Origin of the sequence: Bradyrhizobium sp. WSM3983 (assembly GCF_000473045.1) — a bacterium.
GTDB lineage: Bacteria > Pseudomonadota > Alphaproteobacteria > Rhizobiales > Xanthobacteraceae > Bradyrhizobium.
Map to the genome: position 1 here is coordinate 443,065 of NZ_AXAY01000001.1, position 17,765 is coordinate 460,829.

General features: G+C 65.3%; 15 protein-coding genes. 9 read left to right on the top strand and 6 right to left on the bottom strand.

The window, feature by feature from the left end; translation table 11 throughout:
* Nucleotides 1-41 precede the first annotated feature (41 nt).
* Both YUA_RS0102150 and YUA_RS0102155 read left to right on the top strand, forming a co-directional pair.
* Entirely contained in the window at nt 42-1,970 is a 1,929-nt protein-coding gene (locus YUA_RS0102150) for a hypothetical protein (RefSeq protein WP_027529162.1), read from the top strand.
* 10 nt (nt 1,971-1,980) lie between these two features.
* A complete protein-coding gene (locus YUA_RS0102155; protein WP_027529163.1) occupies nt 1,981-3,609 on the top strand; it encodes a PEP/pyruvate-binding domain-containing protein in 1,629 nt (542 codons plus the stop codon).
* Here the strand turns inward: YUA_RS0102155 and YUA_RS0102160 are convergent.
* Nucleotides 3,591-4,430: an RMD1 family protein gene (locus YUA_RS0102160; protein ID WP_027529164.1), complete on the bottom strand. Its 840-nt coding sequence runs from the start codon at nt 4,428-4,430 to the stop codon at nt 3,591-3,593. The two genes, YUA_RS0102155 and YUA_RS0102160, sit on opposite strands and share 19 nt — an antisense overlap.
* Nucleotides 4,431-4,734: 304 nt before the next feature.
* Between YUA_RS0102160 and YUA_RS0102165 the strand changes: the two genes are divergently transcribed.
* Entirely contained in the window at nt 4,735-5,310 is a 576-nt protein-coding gene (locus YUA_RS0102165) for a glycosyl transferase (protein WP_027529165.1), read from the top strand.
* Nucleotides 5,311-5,372: 62 nt separating this feature from the next.
* Nucleotides 5,373-6,302 carry a helix-turn-helix domain-containing GNAT family N-acetyltransferase gene (locus YUA_RS0102170; protein WP_027529166.1) on the top strand — a complete coding sequence of 310 codons (930 nt, stop codon included), beginning with the start codon at nt 5,373-5,375 and terminating at the stop codon, nt 6,300-6,302.
* A gap of 260 nt (nt 6,303-6,562) precedes the next feature.
* Here YUA_RS0102170 and moaB read toward each other — a convergent pair whose 3' ends face one another.
* Together moaB and YUA_RS0102180 are read right to left on the bottom strand one after the other, a co-directional pair.
* A complete protein-coding gene (gene moaB / locus YUA_RS0102175; RefSeq protein WP_027529167.1) occupies nt 6,563-7,126 on the bottom strand; it encodes a molybdenum cofactor biosynthesis protein B in 564 nt (187 codons plus the stop codon).
* A gap of 151 nt (nt 7,127-7,277) precedes the next feature.
* Complete coding sequence (locus YUA_RS0102180; protein ID WP_027529168.1) at nt 7,278-8,225, bottom strand: neutral zinc metallopeptidase; 948 nt, start codon at nt 8,223-8,225, stop codon at nt 7,278-7,280.
* A gap of 415 nt (nt 8,226-8,640) precedes the next feature.
* Between YUA_RS0102180 and YUA_RS0102185 the strand changes: the two genes are divergently transcribed.
* The 3 genes from YUA_RS0102185 to YUA_RS0102195 all read left to right on the top strand — a co-directional run bounded on the left by YUA_RS0102185 (nt 8,641) and on the right by YUA_RS0102195 (nt 11,240).
* A complete protein-coding gene (locus YUA_RS0102185) occupies nt 8,641-9,768 on the top strand; it encodes a site-specific DNA-methyltransferase (RefSeq protein ID WP_027529169.1) in 1,128 nt (375 codons plus the stop codon).
* A gap of 179 nt (nt 9,769-9,947) precedes the next feature.
* Nucleotides 9,948-10,274, top strand: a complete 327-nt coding sequence (locus tag YUA_RS0102190; protein ID WP_027529170.1) for a hypothetical protein — start codon at nt 9,948-9,950, stop codon at nt 10,272-10,274.
* 285 nt (nt 10,275-10,559) lie between these two features.
* On the top strand, nt 10,560-11,240 hold the full coding sequence (locus YUA_RS0102195; protein WP_027529171.1) for a glutathione S-transferase family protein: 681 nt from the start codon (nt 10,560-10,562) through the stop codon (nt 11,238-11,240).
* Between the two features lie 51 nt (nt 11,241-11,291).
* Here YUA_RS0102195 and YUA_RS0102200 read toward each other — a convergent pair whose 3' ends face one another.
* Nucleotides 11,292-13,301, bottom strand: a complete 2,010-nt coding sequence (locus YUA_RS0102200; RefSeq protein ID WP_027529172.1) for a methyl-accepting chemotaxis protein — start codon at nt 13,299-13,301, stop codon at nt 11,292-11,294.
* Nucleotides 13,302-13,575: 274 nt separating this feature from the next.
* On the bottom strand, nt 13,576-14,019 hold the full coding sequence (locus YUA_RS0102205; RefSeq protein ID WP_027529173.1) for a nuclear transport factor 2 family protein: 444 nt from the start codon (nt 14,017-14,019) through the stop codon (nt 13,576-13,578).
* Nucleotides 14,020-14,110: 91 nt separating this feature from the next.
* Between YUA_RS0102205 and YUA_RS0102210 the strand changes: the two genes are divergently transcribed.
* On the top strand, nt 14,111-15,034 hold the full coding sequence (locus YUA_RS0102210; RefSeq protein ID WP_027529174.1) for a LysR family transcriptional regulator: 924 nt from the start codon (nt 14,111-14,113) through the stop codon (nt 15,032-15,034).
* 105 nt (nt 15,035-15,139) lie between these two features.
* Here the strand turns inward: YUA_RS0102210 and YUA_RS0102215 are convergent, their stop codons facing one another.
* Nucleotides 15,140-15,760: a glutathione S-transferase family protein gene (locus YUA_RS0102215; protein ID WP_027529175.1), complete on the bottom strand. Its 621-nt coding sequence runs from the start codon at nt 15,758-15,760 to the stop codon at nt 15,140-15,142.
* 141 nt (nt 15,761-15,901) lie between these two features.
* Between YUA_RS0102215 and YUA_RS0102220 the strand changes: the two genes are divergently transcribed.
* Nucleotides 15,902-17,182, top strand: a complete 1,281-nt coding sequence (locus YUA_RS0102220; protein WP_027529176.1) for a flavin-dependent oxidoreductase — start codon at nt 15,902-15,904, stop codon at nt 17,180-17,182.
* The last annotated feature ends 583 nt before the right edge of the window (nt 17,183-17,765 follow it).

A 17,765-nucleotide genomic window follows, 5' to 3' on the forward strand; every position in this document is an offset into this window, starting at 1 on the left:
CGTTTCGCGGCATAAAGCCGGCACCCAACGTTGGACAGGTCATGAAAACTCACATCATCGAAGAGCTCGGACAAGGCGACATCCTGCTGCCGGCACTGGTGGCGGAGGGGCTCGCCGCCAACGACCGCATCAAGGTACGGATGAGCGCGCTGCAGGCGGCAGCCCAGCACGCGCAGGAACCCGATCGACCGGCCAGCGAGCTTGCCATCGAGAGCCACGCGGCCGGCATCGCGCCTGCAGCGATCGCAACGCTGATTGGCGGCGCCCATTTGATCGGCCCGTCCCGGCTCGCCGCACCGAACCTCGCGAAGCTGATGAAGGAGATCCGGGACGACGCCGCAGCCATGATCCGCGCGATCAGCGCCGGCACGCCGTCCGCAGGCGAGAAAGCCGAGGCACGGCTGATTGCGGTCCGCAGCGCGGGACTGCTCGACGCCACCAACGAAATCGATCTCGCCCGCATAGCCCGCCTGACCGGCGTCGCTGAAGCGGCCGGCGACAGCCTGCATCGCCTGGTGATGGATCTGCACAAGGCGCTGAACAAGCTTGCGGCAACCTGCTCGGAGGAAACGCTCGGTGGCGCCCATGTGTTCGGGCTGCATGGCGAAGACCGCACCGCAGTCGAAGCCTTCACGAGCGGCCTGAACGAGACGCGCGGGCTGAAATTCAACCATCCCGGTCTCGACACGATGGCGACCCGCTCGGGCGGCCGGCTTTTGATCCAGAACGACATCGGCACCACCGACGCCCACGTCGTGGTGATAGCGGTCAAGAAGAACGCAGTGACCGTCACCTACACCGATGTGCATCTGGCGCGGGCAAAGTTCTTCATCTCGCTATTCGACAAGTTCGACGCGACCTGGAGCGGGCTCGACCGCCACACGGCCGCGGGACTTGGCGAAGACAATTCGTTCTATCTCGTGACGGGCCAGTACCAGCCGGCTCACGCCGCCGATCGCGATGAATTCCTGGCAGCGGTCGGCGCCGCGCTGGTTTTCCTGATTGACTGGAACAAGGCCCGCAAGCTGCTCCGGACCTGGGTCGCCAAGGACGATGCGGCGCGCATCCTGGAATGGGCGGCGCGGCACCGGATCGGCCATCGCGGATTCCTGGAGCTCGGCGGCAACGAGTTGCTGGGCTCCGCGGTGCGGAACGCCGCACCGGCACGGATCGGCTTCGGCGAGCGGCTCGACCAGGCACTCGGCCGCAGCGCCGCGATCGATTTCCTGAAGGCGGCGCTGCGCGTCTCCACCGAGGCGCTGCTCGCAGGCCGCTCCGTGAGGATGGTGCGCGATCAGATTGAGGCCGACCTGGTGCGGCACCTGGAGCGGGTCGACGGTGCCCTGCTTGCAGCCGTGCTGCGCCAGATCGGGCTTGCCCATGATCTCGTGGCGGCGATTTCGCGCCATATCTCCGCGCTTCAGGCCGGCCAGCCAGCCGACCGCGGGCTGCTGGCGCGGCGCTGCACCGCGATCGAGCAGAAAGCCGACCGCATCGCGCTGGAAACCCGAAAGGAGATCGACCGGCTCAATGCGCGGCCGACGATCGGGCAGTTGATCGATCGCGCCGAAGAGGCCGTCGACGAACTGGAGCAGGCGGCATTCATTGCCTCCCTCATGCCCGAACGCACCGATCCTTCATTGCTGGCCGCACTCGCCGAACTCTGCTCGATCGCGATGACCGCGACCGAGGTCGCGGCCTGCGGTGTCGCCGCGGCGACAGACGTGCCGGAAGGTCGGCGCGCGGATTCCGAGGATGCGCTGTCCGCCGTGACCCGCCTGATCGATGCCGAACATGCCGCAGACGGCCAGGAGCGCGCAACCACCGCGCTCGTATTCGGCGGCGGCTTCGACGTCGCGACCTCGCTCTCGGTGCTCGAGTTCGCGCGGGCGATCGAGCGCGCCACCGACCGGCTCGCCGGCTTCGGCCATTTGTTGCGCCGTCACATCATGATTGATCTCGCGGCATAGGGAGACCACGATGCATATCCTACGTATCGGCGCCGACGCGACCGAAACGCGCTGCGCCGAAGACATCGGCGCCAAGGCGGCCAACCTCGCCCGCATGGCGGCGCGCGGCCTGCCGGTGCCGCCCGCTTTCGTGCTGCCGGTCAAACTCTGCGCGGACATCATCGCCGGGCATGCTCATGCGGAGAATCATCTTCGCGATGGCCTCAAGGAAGGCATCGCGTTCCTGGAACAGGCGACGGGCAAACGCTTCGGCGACCGGCGCGAGCCGCTGCTGGTCTCGGTGCGCTCGGGCGCTGCGCGATCGATGCCGGGCATGCTCGACACCGTCCTCAATGTCGGCTGCACGCAGGATGCGGTGCACGGCCTGATCCGCGCGACCGGCCGCCCGCGGCTCGCCTGGGACTGCCGGCGCCGTTTCCTGGAGAGCTTCGGGGAGACCGTGCTCGGGCTCGATGCAGCCGGGTTCGCAGCCCGCATCTCCGACCTGGTCGGAACCGAAGGCGCAGACAACGATCGCGAGCTCGACAGCGAAGCGCTGGAGCGGCTCGCCGGCGACGAACAGCTGCTGGTCGAGGATCATGCCGAAGGCCTGCTCGACGACGCCGTCGCGCAGCTCGAAGCGGCGGCGCGGGCCGTCTACCGGTCATGGATGAGCGAACGGGCGCAGACCTATCGGAAACTCCACCAGCTCGAAGATCTCCAGGGCACCGCCGTCACCGTGCAGGCAATGGTGTTCGGGAATGGCGGACTGGCATCCGGCGCCGGCGTGGCCTTCTCGCGCGACCCTTCGACGGGAGCACCACGCCCGATGATCGACCTCGTGCTCGACGCGCAGGGCGAAGACGTCGTGTCCGGGCGGCGGACGCCAGACACCGCGGATGCGATCAGGCGCGCGCTGCCGCGGACCGAGGTCGAACTTGGCGATATCCTCAAGCGCCTCGAGCGCGAATTCGGCGACGTCCAGGATGTCGAGTTCACGGTCGAGGATGGCAAGCTCTGGATTCTCCAGACCCGCTCGGCCAAGCGGACCCCGCGCGCCGCAGTCAGGATCGCGATCGATCTCGTGCATGAAGGCCTGATCGAGCAGAACGAAGCGCTGGACCGGATTGCCGGGATCGACCTTGCCTCGCTCGCCGTAACCTCGCTGGTCTCTGCCGGCCAGCCCGCGGCGACCGGCGTTGGCGCGTCCGGCGGCATCGGCATCGGCCGTGCCGCCTTCTCGTCCGAGAGCGCCCAGCGCCTGTCGGCCACTGGCGAGCCGGTCATCCTGCTGCGCCCGGACACCAGCACCGCGGACGTCGCCGGCTTCGCCGTGGCAGCCGGCATCGTCACGGCGGTCGGCGCGCGCACCTCGCACGCGGCGCTGGTGGCACGGCAGATGGGCAAGCCCTGCGTCGTCGGCTGCCACGCGCTCAAGATCGACCCCGTCGCGGGGCAGGCCCAGTTCGCCGACGCAACATTGTCGGAAGGCGACTGGATCACGATCGAGGGCGACGCGGGCCGGCTCTACCTCGGACGCTGCCGCACGGTCGAGACGCGGCCCGAAGCCGAGCTCGGCGAGATCGCGAGATGGCAATCATCGCAGGCTGGCGGCCTCGGCACGCCGGTCCGCGCCGCGGCTCAGTGTATGCCGCTATAGATCTGGAAGCAGCCGATCGCGACCTCGATCACGATCAGCACCACCACGGCGATCTCGAGCCGCAGCGAGCGCTGGGTGTCGATGATGTCGGTCAGCGCATCGGCTGTTTCCGCGACGACCGTCAGCTTGCGCTCGAGCGTGTCGAGACGCTCCTTCAGCTCGTACTCGTCTTCGAGACGCGCATAGAGCCGGTCGAGCTGCGGCTTTTCCCAGAGCGCATCGGGCTTTTCGGCAACCGCGACGCGGCCGGCGACGCGCTGCTGGACCAGCAGCGCGTTGCCGATGAGCTGCAGGATGCCCCTGCGCGGCCGCGACGTCCGGCCTTTCTCGGCGAGCTCGCGCGCAAAGGGCTCGATGACATCGAAGACCGCAGCGACACGGCGCTCGTCGCGTGCCAGCGACGTGCTCTTGGCGAGCGCGTCAGCGATCAGCAGCAGCCGTTCGTCGGAAAATTTCGAGAGGTTGATCGGCCCGCCCGGCTGGATCGCCTCGGCGTTCTCGTCGTGGCATAGCTGCGCCTGCGCGGTCTCCTCCTCATGGGGGCTGAGCTCGCCGATCACGCGCGACTTGAGACTGTCGATGAGGACCTTCTCCTCCGATGGCAACAGGCCGATCAGCACCACGACGCCGTAGCGGAAGATCACGGCAAGGCCGCCATGGAGGCGGAAGGCCGCCGGCGTCGAGGACACCAGCGTGCCGATCTCGAGCCCTGACGGATTGATCCGTTCGCCCAGCATCACCGCGCGGATCCGCAAGGTCGGCCCGGCATCCGGCTTCGGCGATATCGGCGTCGCGCCAAGGGGAAGTTGATCGGCATTCATTGAACACATCTCGCTCTGTGCGACGGCTGTTGCACGATTTTCCCATCCGCATGGGGACAGCGCCGTCGCCCGACGATATCGGCAGAGACAGGCCCCGTTTGAAGCTCACGAAGCCAAAATTCACCGAAACATTCGGCAAGGTGACCACCCCGCACACGACATATTCGGCTGCGATGGGCGCCCGGCGGTTTACCATCGCACGCCGAGCGGCCTGCGAAAAGTTGCACTCGGCACCGCAGCGTGTTTATGACAACATCATAACGAGTTACGCTTCTCCCGAATTGTGGACATCGAAGTCTCAATCATGCTGAGCGTCATCATTCCGACCGAAGGCGTCGAGCAGACGGCGGTCGCAACTCTGGCCGCGCTGGTACCCGGTGCCGCGGCGGGCATCATCAAGGAAGTTTTGCTGGTCGACGGCACCCGCAACGGCGTCATCGAACGCGTTGCCGACGTCGCCGGCTGCCGCTTCGTCGGCTGCGAGGGGTCTTCGCAAGGCGCGGCGCTGGCCGCCGGCGCGCTCCAGGCCCGTTCGCCCTGGCTGATGTTCCTCCCCGCCGGCGCAGTGCTGGACACCGGCTGGATCGACGAGACCACCCAGTTCATCCAGGCCGTCGCGGCCAGCGGCCGGGATCGCGCGGCCGTGTTCCGCTATGCCCGTTCGCCTTACTCTGATACCGGCTTCCGGGACGTGATGTGGTCGGTGGCGCGCAAGCTGGTCGGCCCTCTCGGCGACCAGGGGCTTTTGATCGCGCGTGATCATTACGACCGGATCGGCGGCTACCCACCCCAGGCCCGCCGTTCCGAGGCACGGCTGATGCGGCGGCTCGGCCGCTCCTCCCGAACGCTGCTGCGCAGCCGGATCGTCATGGTCGGGTGAGGCCGCCATATACTTGCCAAAGTCAAATAATTATTTGACAATGGCAATTATTGAGGTGTCCCATGCCAATCGACGGTGCCGGCGACCAGATCGCGGCGGTTCGCGCCTTCAACCGCTTCTATACCCGCAAGCTCGGTGTGCTCGACCAGCACCTGGGAAATAGCCCTTTTTCGCTCAGCGAGGCCCGCGTGCTCTATGAGCTCGCGCATCGCGACGACCTTGCGGCCAAAGAGATCGGAAACGAGCTTGGTCTCGACCCCGGCTATCTCAGCCGCATCGTCCAAAGCTTCGACGAAAAGGGGCTGATCACACGAACGCCTCTGCCCGCAGATCGCAGGCAATACCAGCTCAGCCTCACCGCCAAGGGCCGCCAGACCTTCGCCAAGCTGAGCCTGAGCTCGCAAAACGAGGTCGCCGCAATGCTGGCTCAACTTTCGACCAGCGATGCAACGCGGCTGACGCAGGCCATGGCGACCATTGAGACCGTGCTGGAGCAACGCCAGAGCCAGCCCGCGGCCGTTGTGCTGCGCAGCCATCGCATCGGCGACATGGGCTGGGTCATTTCCCGGCAAGCCGCCGCCTATGCCGCGGACTACAACTGGGACATCAGCTACGAGGCGCTGGTCGCCGAGATCTGCGCACAGTTCATCAAGAACTACGACCCCGCGCGCGAGCATTGCTGGATCGCGGAAGTCAATGGCGAGCCGGTAGGCTCGATCTTTCTGGTCAAGGCCACGGACGAGATCGCAAAACTCCGCCTGTTGCAGGTGGAGAAGAAAGCGCGCGGGCTCGGTGTCGGCCGCGCGCTGGTCGAGCAATGCATCCAGGGCGCGCGCGAGAGAGGCTACAGCCGCATGACGCTATGGACGCAGAGCATTCTGGTCGCCGCACGCGGCATCTATCAGAGCGCAGGATTCAAGCTGGTGAAGGAAGAGAAACACCACAGCTTCGGTGCCGATCTGGTTGGCGAGACCTGGGAGCGGGATCTCTGATCATTTCGCAACGAGCGAGATGCGCATGAATGTGCCCTCGCCCCTTGTGGGAGAGGGCAGCGCCGTCAGAAGACGCGAACTCATCTGGGTGACGGGTCTCTCTCCGCGAGTCTGGAATCGTAGGGTGGGCAAAGGCGCGTCAGCGCCGTGCCCACCGATCCAGCATTGCGACAGAAGTGGTGGGCACGCTTCGCTTTGCCCACCCTACGATACTGGTTGGCCTGAGCTGGGAGTGGGATCTCTGACGATCCCGCAAGCGCTCACACCGTTGCGCCCTGCGCTTTCGGCCGTCGCAGATGCTCGTCCAGCCGTGGCATGATCTCGACGAAATTACAGGGGCGCGTGCGGTAGTCGAGCTGGGCGGCGAGGATGCCGTCCCAGCCATCGCGGCAGGCGCCGGGCGAACCGGGCAGGCAGAAGATGTAGGTCGCGCCTGTCACGCCCGCGGTGGCGCGGCTCTGGATCGTCGAGGTGCCGATCTTGGCGTGGCTCAGCATGTGGAAGGCGATGGAGAAACCATCCATGCGCTTCTCGAACAGCGGCTCGATCGCCTCCGGCGTCACGTCGCGCCCGGTGAAGCCCGTGCCGCCGGTGGTGATGACGACGTCGACGCTGGCGTCGGCGACCCAACGGCGGATAACGGCGCGGATCGCCTCGACATCGTCGGTGACGATCTCGCGCGCGGCGAGATGATGGCCGGCCGCTGTGAGGCGGTCGGCGAGCGTCTGGCCGGACTTGTCATCCGCGAGCGCGCGGGTGTCGGAAACGGTGAGCACCGCGATGTTGAGCGGGATGAATTGTCTGGTTTCGTCGATGGGGGCCATTTCTTTATCCTCTCGTGTCCCGGACGCGGTGCAGCGCGCTAGCGGTGCGCCGCAGGGCCGGGACCCAGTTGCGTGAGACCGGAAAGATGGGCCCCGGCTCTGCAGCGCACCGCTGAAGAAGCGCTGCGCTGCGTCCGGGGCACGAGACCTTCTACGGTCCCCCGCCGCCGAACGTGTTGCAGGCTTGGACCGTGCCCTGCTGATAGCCGGTCATGAACCACTGCTTGCGCTGCGCCGCCGAGCCGTGGGTGAAGGAATCAGGCACGACGCGCCCCGTGGCCTGACGCTGCAGCGTATCGTCGCCGATCGCGCTCGCGGTGGTCAGAGCGGCGTCGATGTCGCCGGTTTCGAGGAAGTTCGGACGCTTCTTCGACTCGCGATTGACCCAGACACCGGACAGGCAGTCGGCCTGCAATTCGACCTTCACCTGGAGCGCATTGGCCTCGGCCTTGCTGCCGGCCTGCTGCTGCAGTCGCGTCACCTTCGGAATGATGCCGAGCAGGTTCTGTATGTGATGGCCGGCCTCATGCGCGATGATGTAGGCGGTGGTGAAATTGCACGCGGACTTGCCGGAGCAGCCACGGAAGCGCGTCTCGACCTCGCGGAAGAACGAGGTGTCGAGGAAGATGGTGCGATCCGGCGGACAATAGAACGGACCCATCGCCGACTCGGCCCGGCCGCAGCGGCCGCCATTGGTGGCGTTGCGGAACAGCACGACCTTCGGGCCGGTGTAGGACTGGCCGCTGGCCTGGAAGATCTCGCTCCACCGGTCGTCGATCTCGCCGAGGATGCCGGAGATCATGCTGCCCATCTCATCGGTCGGCGCGCCGCGCTTGGCCTGGGAAGACGGGCGGTCGCTCTGGTAGCTCGGCGCCTGGCCGCCGCCGGTAAGGATCTCGGCGCCGCCGATCAGGACGCGCGGATCGATGCCGAAGGCATAGCCGACCAGGCCGAGCACAATGATGGTGCCGATGCCGAGACCGCCGCCGCCCATCGGGAGGCCGAACCCGCCGCCCCCTCCACCGCCGCCGAACCCTCCGCCGCCGTCATCGCGACGATCCTCGATGTCGTCGCTGCGGCGGAAATCATCGTAGCGCATGGCGGGCTTCCCTCAAGTGCTTGATGGCGTCAACTGGGCGGCGCAGAAACGCGAAAGCCCAACTCGCCACATACGTAAAATTTCCGCTGCCTTTATCAATATCGTGGTCGGCAAAAATTGCCTAGTGCGACGGCGCCGTCGCACGAGCAATTTTTTCCGAGGGCCATGCATTTTTTTCCGAGAGAATTTTGGAGTCTTTTGCAGCTCCGGCCACTCCCGCAACGCGAAGAAGCGCGAAACACACTGTAAAACACGGCAAACGCGCGCAGCCAGTCGCGCGCAACACGCGATGCGCGGTCTGCTCACGAAAGCAGCGGGTTAAGTCGATTTTTACTTTGCCGCTTCATTGTAACGGTCAGTCGGTTGTTTGGTCCCGCGTCGCCGACAGCGTCGCCTGAGTCAGAGTTCTTGAGTCATGGTAGTGTCGCGTCGCGGGGCGTCTGCAAGGGCGCCCCGCACAAATTTCGAGTCCGCTTCGCACAGCATCATCCTCGGCGATTGCGTCGCCGAGATGTCGAAGCTTCAGGCTGGTTCGGTCGATCTGGTGTTCGCAGATCCGCCCTACAATCTCCAGCTCAAGGGCGATCTCAAGCGCCCCGACGAATCCCATGTCGATGCCGTCAACGACGACTGGGACAAGTTCGATTCGTTTTCCGCCTATGACGATTTCACCCGCGCCTGGCTGCTGGCCGCGCGCCGCGCGATGAAGCCGTCGGCGACGATCTGGGTGATCGGCTCCTATCACAACATCTTCCGCGTCGGCGCGATCATGCAGGACCTCGGCTTCTGGCTCCTGAACGACATCGTGTGGCGCAAGACCAACCCGATGCCGAACTTCCGCGGCCGCCGCTTCACCAACGCGCATGAGACCATGATCTGGGCCGCGCGCGACGAGAAGGCCAAGGGCTATACTTTCAATTACGAAGCGCTGAAGGCGGCCAATGAGGACGTGCAGGCACGTTCCGACTGGCTGATCCCGCTCTGCACCGGCGAGGAACGCCTCAAGGGCGCCGACGGCAAGAAAGTGCATCCGACGCAGAAGCCGGAAGGCCTGCTCGCACGCGTGCTGCTGTCGTCGTCGAAGCCCGGCGATCTCGTGATCGATCCCTTCAACGGCACCGGCACCACCGGCGCCGTCGCCAAGCGCCTCGGCCGCTCCTATATCGGCTTCGAGCGCGACAAGACCTACGCCAGGGCGGCCCAGGCGCGCATCGCCGCGGTCGAGCCGCTGTCGGAAGAAAGCCTCGCCCCGTTCATGACCGCGCGCGAAGCACCGCGCGTGGCGTTCTCCGAGCTGATCGAGCGCGGCATGATCATGCCCGGCACCAAGCTGTTCGACGCCAAGAAGAAGCTTGGCGCGCTGGTCCGTGCCGACGGCGCCATCATGTTTGGCGACAAGGTCGGCTCGATCCACCGCATGGGCGCGGTGGCGCAAGGCGCACAGGCCTGCAACGGCTGGACCTTCTGGCACGTCGAAACCAAGAAGGGTCTCAAGCTGATCGACGAGCTCCGCGCCGAGATCCGCGCCGGCATGGCGGAGTAAATCCGGCTCCGATCGCGATCTCGCAGGGCGGGCAAAGCGAAGCATGCCCACCATCTCGATAGCTGCAAGAAGGTCGGTGGGCACGGCGCTCCGCGCCTTTGCCGACCCTACGGCTTCTTGAATGACGCGCCAGTCAGGACTAGATTAAGGGGTCAGTGCCCGTCCGACCGGCTGGTCCCATGCGACGACAGTCCGAGACATTGCTGCTGGTGCCGCTGCTGCCGATCTTTCTGGTCGGCATGTTTCCGATGTTCCTGATCGCCCTGCTCGGATTTTTCGGCCTCGCCATCTTCGGCATGCTGATGATCTGCGTCGGCCTTGCCAGCAGCAATGAGGCTCACGACGCTTTCAACCACGACGTCATCGTCCACGGCTATGCGCGGAGGTCGGAGCGCACGGCGCAGGCGTCCAACATGCGCGCCGCAACGCGGCTCGCGATGCGGCTCGACGCTGTCGGCGCCGGAATGATCGTCATCGCCGTGATCGGCTTGCTCTATTCCGGTTGAATTGGCTGCGCAGCCTCGTCGACGCGTCGCCTCACGGTGCCAGGCGTGCGACCAATTTGTCGGAAGCATCCATCAGCCGGAGCTGAACCTGCCATTACGACGGCGATCGGCCATTGTTACGCCGGCCGATCTGCGCGGCGTGCAGATGCCGCACGGCAAACTCGCCGGTTGCTCTCCCCGGCAAGGTTCAGGCAAGAGAAGACCGCCTCGCAGCCATGATGCTGCGTTCGCTCTCGGCCACCAACACTTGCACCCACACTTGCACCCACACTTGGGAGACGTCCGATGCTCAAATTCTATTTCAACGGATCGCCGAACCCGACCAAGGTCGCGCTGTTCCTCGAGGAGGCTGGCCTGGCTTTCGAGCCGGTGAAGATCGACACCCGCAAGGGCGAGCAATTCACGCCGGAGTTTCTCAAGATCAATCCGAACGCCAAGGTGCCCGCGATCGACGACAACGGCACGATCGTGTTCGACTCGAACGCCATCCTGCTCTATCTCGCCGAGAAGACCGGCAAGTTCCTGCCCGCCAACCGCGCTGAACTGCTGTCCTGGCTGATGTTCGTCGCGACCGGCGTCGGGCCGTATTCGGGTCAGGCCGTGCACTTCAAGCATTTTGCGCCGAAGGACCAGAACCACGACTACGCCCATAACCGCTATCAGTACGAGACCGATCGCCACTACAAGATTCTTGACGATCACCTCAACGGCCGCAGCTACATGGTCGGCGACAGCTATTCGATCGTCGACATGGCACTGTGGGGCTGGGCGCGGATGGTGCCGTTCAAGCTCGGCGATGACGCCTTTGCGCGCTACCCGAATGTGAAGCGCTTGGTCGACGAGATCTCGGCGCGGCCGGCGGCTGCGCGCGCGACCGCCCTGAAGGACAAGTTCACCTTCAAGGCCGAGATGGACGACGAGGCCCGCCGCAACATGTTCGGGCACATGACGACGAAAGTGGCCTGATCACATCCCGCTGCGATGAAAGGCCACGCGCATGCGCGTGGCCTTTTGCTTTTAGGCGGCGTGGACCGACTCGAGAAATTTGGTGACCTCGAGCTTCAGCCGATTGCTGTCGGCCGACAGCGAGCGCGCCGCTGACAGCACCTGCGAGGACGCCGAGCCGGTGTCGGAGGCACCGCGCTGGACATCGCCGATATTGGTCGAGACCCGCTGGGTGCCGTGCGCGGCCTGCTGGACATTGCGAGAAATCTCCTGCGTCGCCGCGCCCTGCTCCTCCACGGCGGCGGCAACTGTCGAGGAGATTTCCGACAGCCGCTCGATGGTGCCGCTGATCTCCCGGATCGAACCAACCGACTCTTCCGTCGCAGCCTGGATTCCGGAGACCTGCTGGGCGATCTCGCCGGTGGCCTTCGCGGTCTGCTCGGCCAGCGCCTTGACCTCGGAGGCGACCACCGCAAAGCCGCGGCCGGCTTCGCCCGCGCGCGCCGCCTCGATGGTGGCGTTCAGCGCCAGCAGATTGGTCTGGCCGGCGATGGTGCTGATCAGCTCGACCACGTCGCCGATGCGGGCAGCAGCCTTGGAGAGCTCGCTGACGCGGGCGTTGGTCTTCGTCGCCTGCCCCACGGCTTCGCTGGCAATACGCGCGGATTCCTGGACCTGGCGCGCGATCTCGCTCACCGAGGAAGAGAGCTCTTCGGTGGCGGACGCGACGGCCTGGACGTTGGCGGTCGCCTCCTGCGACGCAGAGGCGACCTCCGTCGACAGATCCTGGGCGCGCGTCGCGGTCGCCGTCAGCGTGCCCGCGGAAGCCTCGAGCTCGCTCGAGGCCGACGACACGGTGTCGACGATCTCGCCGACCGCCTGCTCGAACTGGTCGGCGAGCCGGACCATGTCCTTCTTGCGGTCCTCGGCCTGCCGCGCCTCGATCTCGGTCTGCTCGTGGCGCATGCGCTCGGTGTCGATCATGTTGGTCTTGAACACGTCGATCGCCTTGGCCATGTCGCCGATCTCGTCCGCCTTGCCGCGTCCGGGAATCTCGACCACGAGATCGCCACCGGCCAGCGCGGCCATCGCGCGCGTCATCGAGGTCAGCGGCCCGACGATGCTGCGGGCGATCAGGAAGGCCACGATCAATCCGAACAGGGTGGCCACCCCACCCACGATCTCCTGCATGGACGTCGTGCCGTCGATCGTGGCTTCGGCCTGGCTGCGCGAGTCCTTGTAGTCCTTCTTGAGGGCGGTCTCGGCGACCTTGAGCTTGGCGATGCTGTCGACGATGAGCGGCGCGAGGCTCTTGTGGTAGATCTCATCGGCCTGGAGCATCGCGGCCGACGTGGTCTCGAACGCTGATTTGTAGATTCCGAGCGAGGTCTTCACCGGCGCCAGCGTGGCGCGCAATTCCGTCGCCTGCGGGCTCTTTTCGAGCGCTGCGAGGCGCTGGGACGCCCTGTCCACATTGGTCCTGAAGTTGGCAGGACCCTTGGTATCGCGCAGGGCCAGGAAGCGCCAGTTTGCGATCTGAACGAGCAGCAGCCGGGATTCGAGGTCCGCGACGAGGGACGCGGTGTCTTCGTCGACGGCCGCACGCGCCACGTCGACCAGCTTGTTCATCTTGACGGTCAGCTCGTCGCCGCTCGGCAGCAGCGTCGCCTTGCCGGTCCGCGCCTCGTTGACGGCGTCGCCGAGATTGTCGCGCAGGACCCTCATTTTCGCGATGTCGGCGATCAGATCGTTGTAAAGCCTGCGCCGCTCCTCGGAGAGCGTGCCCTTGGCCCCGACCTGCAACAGCTCGGTCGCCGCTGTCTCCCGCTCCGAGGCCTCCCGCATCGCGGACTCATTGGCGTCGTAGATGTAGCGCAGATTGGCCCGCTGGATCGCCTGGAGATGGGTCGATATCTCCAGGACCCGCGCCGTGCTGTCCGAAAATGCCGAGGCTTTGGCGACCTGGTCCTGCACGGACCGCAAATTCCAGATGGCGACCACCGCCATCACGAGACCAACCACGACCAGCGCCATGAAGCCGGCATAGAGACGGCCCCTGATCCGCAAACGAAAACTCGGCATTCCCACTTCCACCCAGATGCATGTGAATTCGGGCGGACGCATAACTCCGGCGATCGTCACGGCCACCCCGGCAGCCGCGCATCACTCCTCGAGCGACTCACGCTGCACCGCGATACAATGCGGGACACTCGTTAATTGAACCTTCAAATTCTTCGCGCCTGCGCGCATCAGCGGGCACGAGGCCTGCTGATATAATCGGCAGTTGCGGTATTGTCGCACAGCCCGCAGCAATATGCAGATCGCTGCAAAGGGCGCGTGACGCCACTCAATCCGCTCAGCGCGCGGCCCTCACAGCCGGCTGCGGAAACGGCCCCAGCGCCTTCTCGGTCAGGACCGAGTCGCAATATTCCCGGATCTCCTTGATCTTGCCGTCCTCGATCCGAAACACCAGACAATAGTCGTTGTCGTAGCGCACGCCCTCGGGGGTGACGTTGTCGCCCTTGGCCTCCACCACGACGATGTCGCCATCGGCAATGAAGCGCTCGGCAACCGTGCGCGTCCGGTCGCGCAGGCGGATGCGCACATAGCCGTGCAGATCGTTGAGGATCGCGTCTTTCCCCGTGAAGGTGCGCGACCACGAATATTGCCCGGTGACGATCCATTTGGCGTCGTCGGCAAGGCTGGCGGTGAACAGCGAGCGGTCGCGCACAGCCGGGTCGGGGCTGGCGGCGGCGGCGAAAATATCCTGCATCAGTTTCTTGTTGGCGCTCGCGCTCACGGCGGCATCTCCGTTTGGTGGCAACACGGAAAGCATCGCTGCCTGACGAGAATTCTTCAAATCGATAGCGGATATGATATCTATTCACCTCATGAATTTGAATTCGCTCGACCTCAATCTATTGACCGCGCTCGACGCGCTGCTGCGCGAGGCCAATGTCAGCCGCGCCGCCATGCGCATCGGGCGGTCGCAGCCGGCCACGAGCCACGCGCTGCAACGCCTGCGCGACATCTTTGGCGACCCGCTGCTGGTACGCACCGGCGCACGGATGGAGCTGACGCCGCGCGCGCACGCGCTGCGCGCGCCGCTGGCGCAGGCGCTCGACCAGATTCGCGGGCTGTTCGTGCCCGACGAGTTCGACGCCGCGCGCAGCGAGCGGCCATTCCGCCTTATGATGCCGGATCTCGCGGTCGAGCTGTTGATGCCGCCCTTGATGGAGAAGGTGACGCACCTTGCGCCGAACGTCCGCATCGACGTTGTGCCGTGGCGGGGCTCGGCGATCTTCCACGCCGAGTTCGCCCGCACCATCGACCTCGTCATCTCGATCGGCAACGCCTTCAAGGGCTTTCACCGCCAATTGCTCTACACCGACAGCGACGCGCTGGCGGTGCGGCGCGGCCATCCCGTGGGCGCAAAGCTGAAGCGGCACGAGGCGTTCCTCGCCGCGCGCCATGTCGGCGTGATCATCCGCGGCAATAGCGAGGATCTGATCGACGCCTGGCTGCGCACCAAGGGCATCGAGCGGCACATCTCGCTGGTGGTGTCGGGCTATCTCGAAGCACTGCACGTCGCCGCCCGCACCGACCTCGTCGCCTTCGTGCCGCGCCGGTTGATCGCGGCGCTGTCAAAGCAGTTCGGGCTCGTCACGGTGACGCCGCCGCTCGATCCGGGGATAGACGAGCAGTTCCTATTCTACCCGACGCGGGCGCAGATGGACCCAGGGTCGATCTGGCTGCGGCGGCTGATGCTGGAGACGGGGCGGGAGTTGGAGCAAGCCAAGCGCAAACTCCCGTAGGGTGGGCAAAGCGGAGCGTGCCCACCATTCCCGATCGCATTCGTCGAAAGATGGTGGGCACGGCGCTTTGCGCCTTTGCCCACCCTACAAAAGCTTCGAGCGCCGCTACGCCTTCTGCGCGTCCATCACCTTGCGCACCGCCGGCCGATCCGACATCCGCTTGAAATGGTCCGCGATCTTCGGCGTCGCGTTGATGTCGACGCTGTCGCCTTCGAGCCAGTGCGAGAGCGTGTGGAGGTAGGGATCGCAGATCGTGAACTGGTCGCCCATCACCCAGGGGCCTTTGAACATTTTCTGTTCGATCAAGGCGAAGCAGGCACCCATGGTCTTCGGGACCATCGCCTTCATGTCGGCGAACGAGCTCTCCTGCGTCGCCCAGCGCGCGCCGCGCATCTTGTGGGCATGGTTGATGTGCACGGTCGAGCAGAGATAGGAATTGAACGACTGCACCTGGGCGAAGTCGAAGGGATCGTCGAGCGGCGCGAGCTTCGCCTTGGGGAAGGTTTGCGCGATGTAGGCCAGCATCGCAGGCGTCTCGGTGAGGACGCCACGATCGGTCACCAGCGCCGGCACGCGGCCCTTCGGATTGATCGCGAGATAATCCGGGCGGTTCTGCTGATTATCCTTGAAGCTGAGCCGTTCGGCCGTGTAGTCGGCGGCGGCCTCCTCCAGGGTCATGTAGGTGGCGAGCGCGCAGGTGCCGGTGGCGTAGTAGAGCTTGAGCATGTCGGACCTCATGGGAAAATTGGAAATTAACGGCTGCGGGCCGCCAGGTCCATAGCACGACGTTCTCAATGCCCTTGCTCTTCGCAGTTGCCCATCGCGGCTCGGTTGTGCCAAGACGCCAGCAATTGGAGGGGTTTGGTCATGACGGTACTCATCGCCGGCGGCGGCATCGGCGGGCTGGCGCTTGCGCTCAGCCTTCACGGAATCGGCATTCCCGTGAAGGTGTTCGAGAGCGTCTCGGACCTGAAGCCGCTCGGCGTCGGCATCAATGTGCTGCCGCATGCGGTGCGCGAGCTGATCGAGCTCGGGCTGATGGGCAAGCTGGATGCCAGCGGCGTGCGCACCCGCGAGCTCGCCCATTTCTCCAAGCATGGCAAGCCGATCTGGAGCGAGCCGCGCGGGCTGGAAGCCGGCTACAAATGGCCGCAATTCTCGATTCATCGCGGCACGCTGCAGCAGTTGCTGCTCGACACCGCGGTCGAGCGGCTCGGCCGCGACAACATCCTCACCAGCCATCATCTGACCGGCTGGACCGAAACGGCGAACGGCGTCCGCGCCGAGTTCATCGATCGGGCGACCGGCAAGGCTGCCGGGACTTACGAAGGCGTGATCATGATCGCCGCCGACGGCATTCATTCCGCCGCGCGAGAAAAGCTCTATCCCGACGAGGGCCCGCCGATCTGGAACGGCCGCATCCTCTGGCGCGGCGTGACGCCGTCAAAGGCCTTCCTGACCGGCCGCACCATGATCATGGCGGGCCACGAGATCCTGAAATTCGTCTGCTATCCGATCTCGAAAGAACCGGATGCCGCTGGCAACCATCTGATCAACTGGGTCGCCGAGCGCCACATGCCGCCGACCTATCAGTGGCGCCGCGAGGACTATAACCGCACCGCGCGGCTGGAAGAGTTCTTGCCCTGGTTCGAGAGCTGGCAGTTCGACTGGCTCGACGTGCCCGGCCTGATCAGGAACTGCCCGCACGCCTATGAATATCCGCTGGTCGACCGAGATCCGGTCTCGCAATGGACCTTTGGCAAGGTCACGCTGATGGGCGATGCCGCGCACCCGATGTACCCGATCGGCTCGAACGGAGCGTCGCAGGCGATCCTCGATGCCCGCACCATCACGCGCGAGATTTTGGCGCACGGGCCGACGCGGGCAGCGCTGCTGGCGTATGAAGCAGAGCGGCGGCCTGCGACCACCGACCTCGTGCTGCTCAACCGCAAGAACGGCCCCGAGCAGGTGATGCAAATCGTCGAAGAACGCGCGCCGGATGGCTACAAGATCGTCACTGACGTGCTGTCGCAGAAGGAGCTGGAAGACATCGCCGCGAACTACAAGCGCGTTGCGGGATTCCAGGTCGAGGCTCTGAACGCCAAGCCGCCGATCGTCAGTGGGGATGCGAAGCGCGCGAGCGCTTGATCGCGCCGCGTTGACGACGGACGTGCAACTCGTGACATTGGCTGACGAACTGGCCGATTGGTACAGGGCTAGGGCTTAAACAGACAAGCGGGGCGGTAAGAGTGGTCCAGCCGCCCCGCATGCGTCACGGCCCATCAATATCCATACTGTCCGGAACACACCCAATTGCCGTAGGCATCGTAGCAACGGTTGTTGTAGTAGCCGTATGCACCTGCCGCTGCCGCTCCGACTCCTACTGCTGCGGCTCCGTATGCCGCTCCCCGGTAGACGCCTCTACGCGCCGCTGTGCGCGCTACAGGGTGCCTTGCTATATCGGCCGGGAGACGTAAGCGCGGCCGCCGTAGCGACCAGCGTGAACGGCACCGCCCCTGTAGTGAGCGCCTCCTCCGTGAAATCCTCCTCCACCGCGATAGCCGCCACCTCCTCCACGGCCACCACGGGCGAGTGCGTCATCGGGAACAAGGCTTGCGCCGACAAGAGCGGCTGCGGCCAGGCCAACTAAAGCATATCGAAACATGGGCGTTCTCCCGTCGTTGGAGTGCCATTCTATCCGCAGGGTGATGCCGTCAACGGGACAGGCACT

What these genes read in the sequence shown, in the direction of transcription:
- YUA_RS0102200 (WP_027529172.1), bottom strand. Translation starts at nt 13,301, where the DNA reads ATGCCGAGTTTTCGTTTGCGGATCAGGGGCCGTCTCTATGCCGGCTTC.
- YUA_RS0102155 (WP_027529163.1), top strand. Translation starts at nt 1,981, where the DNA reads ATGCATATCCTACGTATCGGCGCCGACGCGACCGAAACGCGCTGCGCC.
- YUA_RS0102185 (WP_027529169.1), top strand. Translation starts at nt 8,641, where the DNA reads ATGGTAGTGTCGCGTCGCGGGGCGTCTGCAAGGGCGCCCCGCACAAAT.
- YUA_RS0102170 (WP_027529166.1), top strand. Translation starts at nt 5,373, where the DNA reads ATGCCAATCGACGGTGCCGGCGACCAGATCGCGGCGGTTCGCGCCTTC.
- moaB (WP_027529167.1), bottom strand. Translation starts at nt 7,126, where the DNA reads ATGGCCCCCATCGACGAAACCAGACAATTCATCCCGCTCAACATCGCG.
- YUA_RS0102180 (WP_027529168.1), bottom strand. Translation starts at nt 8,225, where the DNA reads ATGCGCTACGATGATTTCCGCCGCAGCGACGACATCGAGGATCGTCGC.
- YUA_RS0102160 (WP_027529164.1), bottom strand. Translation starts at nt 4,430, where the DNA reads ATGAATGCCGATCAACTTCCCCTTGGCGCGACGCCGATATCGCCGAAG.
- YUA_RS0102165 (WP_027529165.1), top strand. Translation starts at nt 4,735, where the DNA reads ATGCTGAGCGTCATCATTCCGACCGAAGGCGTCGAGCAGACGGCGGTC.
- YUA_RS0102210 (WP_027529174.1), top strand. Translation starts at nt 14,111, where the DNA reads ATGAATTTGAATTCGCTCGACCTCAATCTATTGACCGCGCTCGACGCG.
- YUA_RS0102150 (WP_027529162.1), top strand. Translation starts at nt 42, where the DNA reads ATGAAAACTCACATCATCGAAGAGCTCGGACAAGGCGACATCCTGCTG.
- YUA_RS0102220 (WP_027529176.1), top strand. Translation starts at nt 15,902, where the DNA reads ATGACGGTACTCATCGCCGGCGGCGGCATCGGCGGGCTGGCGCTTGCG.
- YUA_RS0102215 (WP_027529175.1), bottom strand. Translation starts at nt 15,760, where the DNA reads ATGCTCAAGCTCTACTACGCCACCGGCACCTGCGCGCTCGCCACCTAC.
- YUA_RS0102195 (WP_027529171.1), top strand. Translation starts at nt 10,560, where the DNA reads ATGCTCAAATTCTATTTCAACGGATCGCCGAACCCGACCAAGGTCGCG.
- YUA_RS0102190 (WP_027529170.1), top strand. Translation starts at nt 9,948, where the DNA reads ATGCGACGACAGTCCGAGACATTGCTGCTGGTGCCGCTGCTGCCGATC.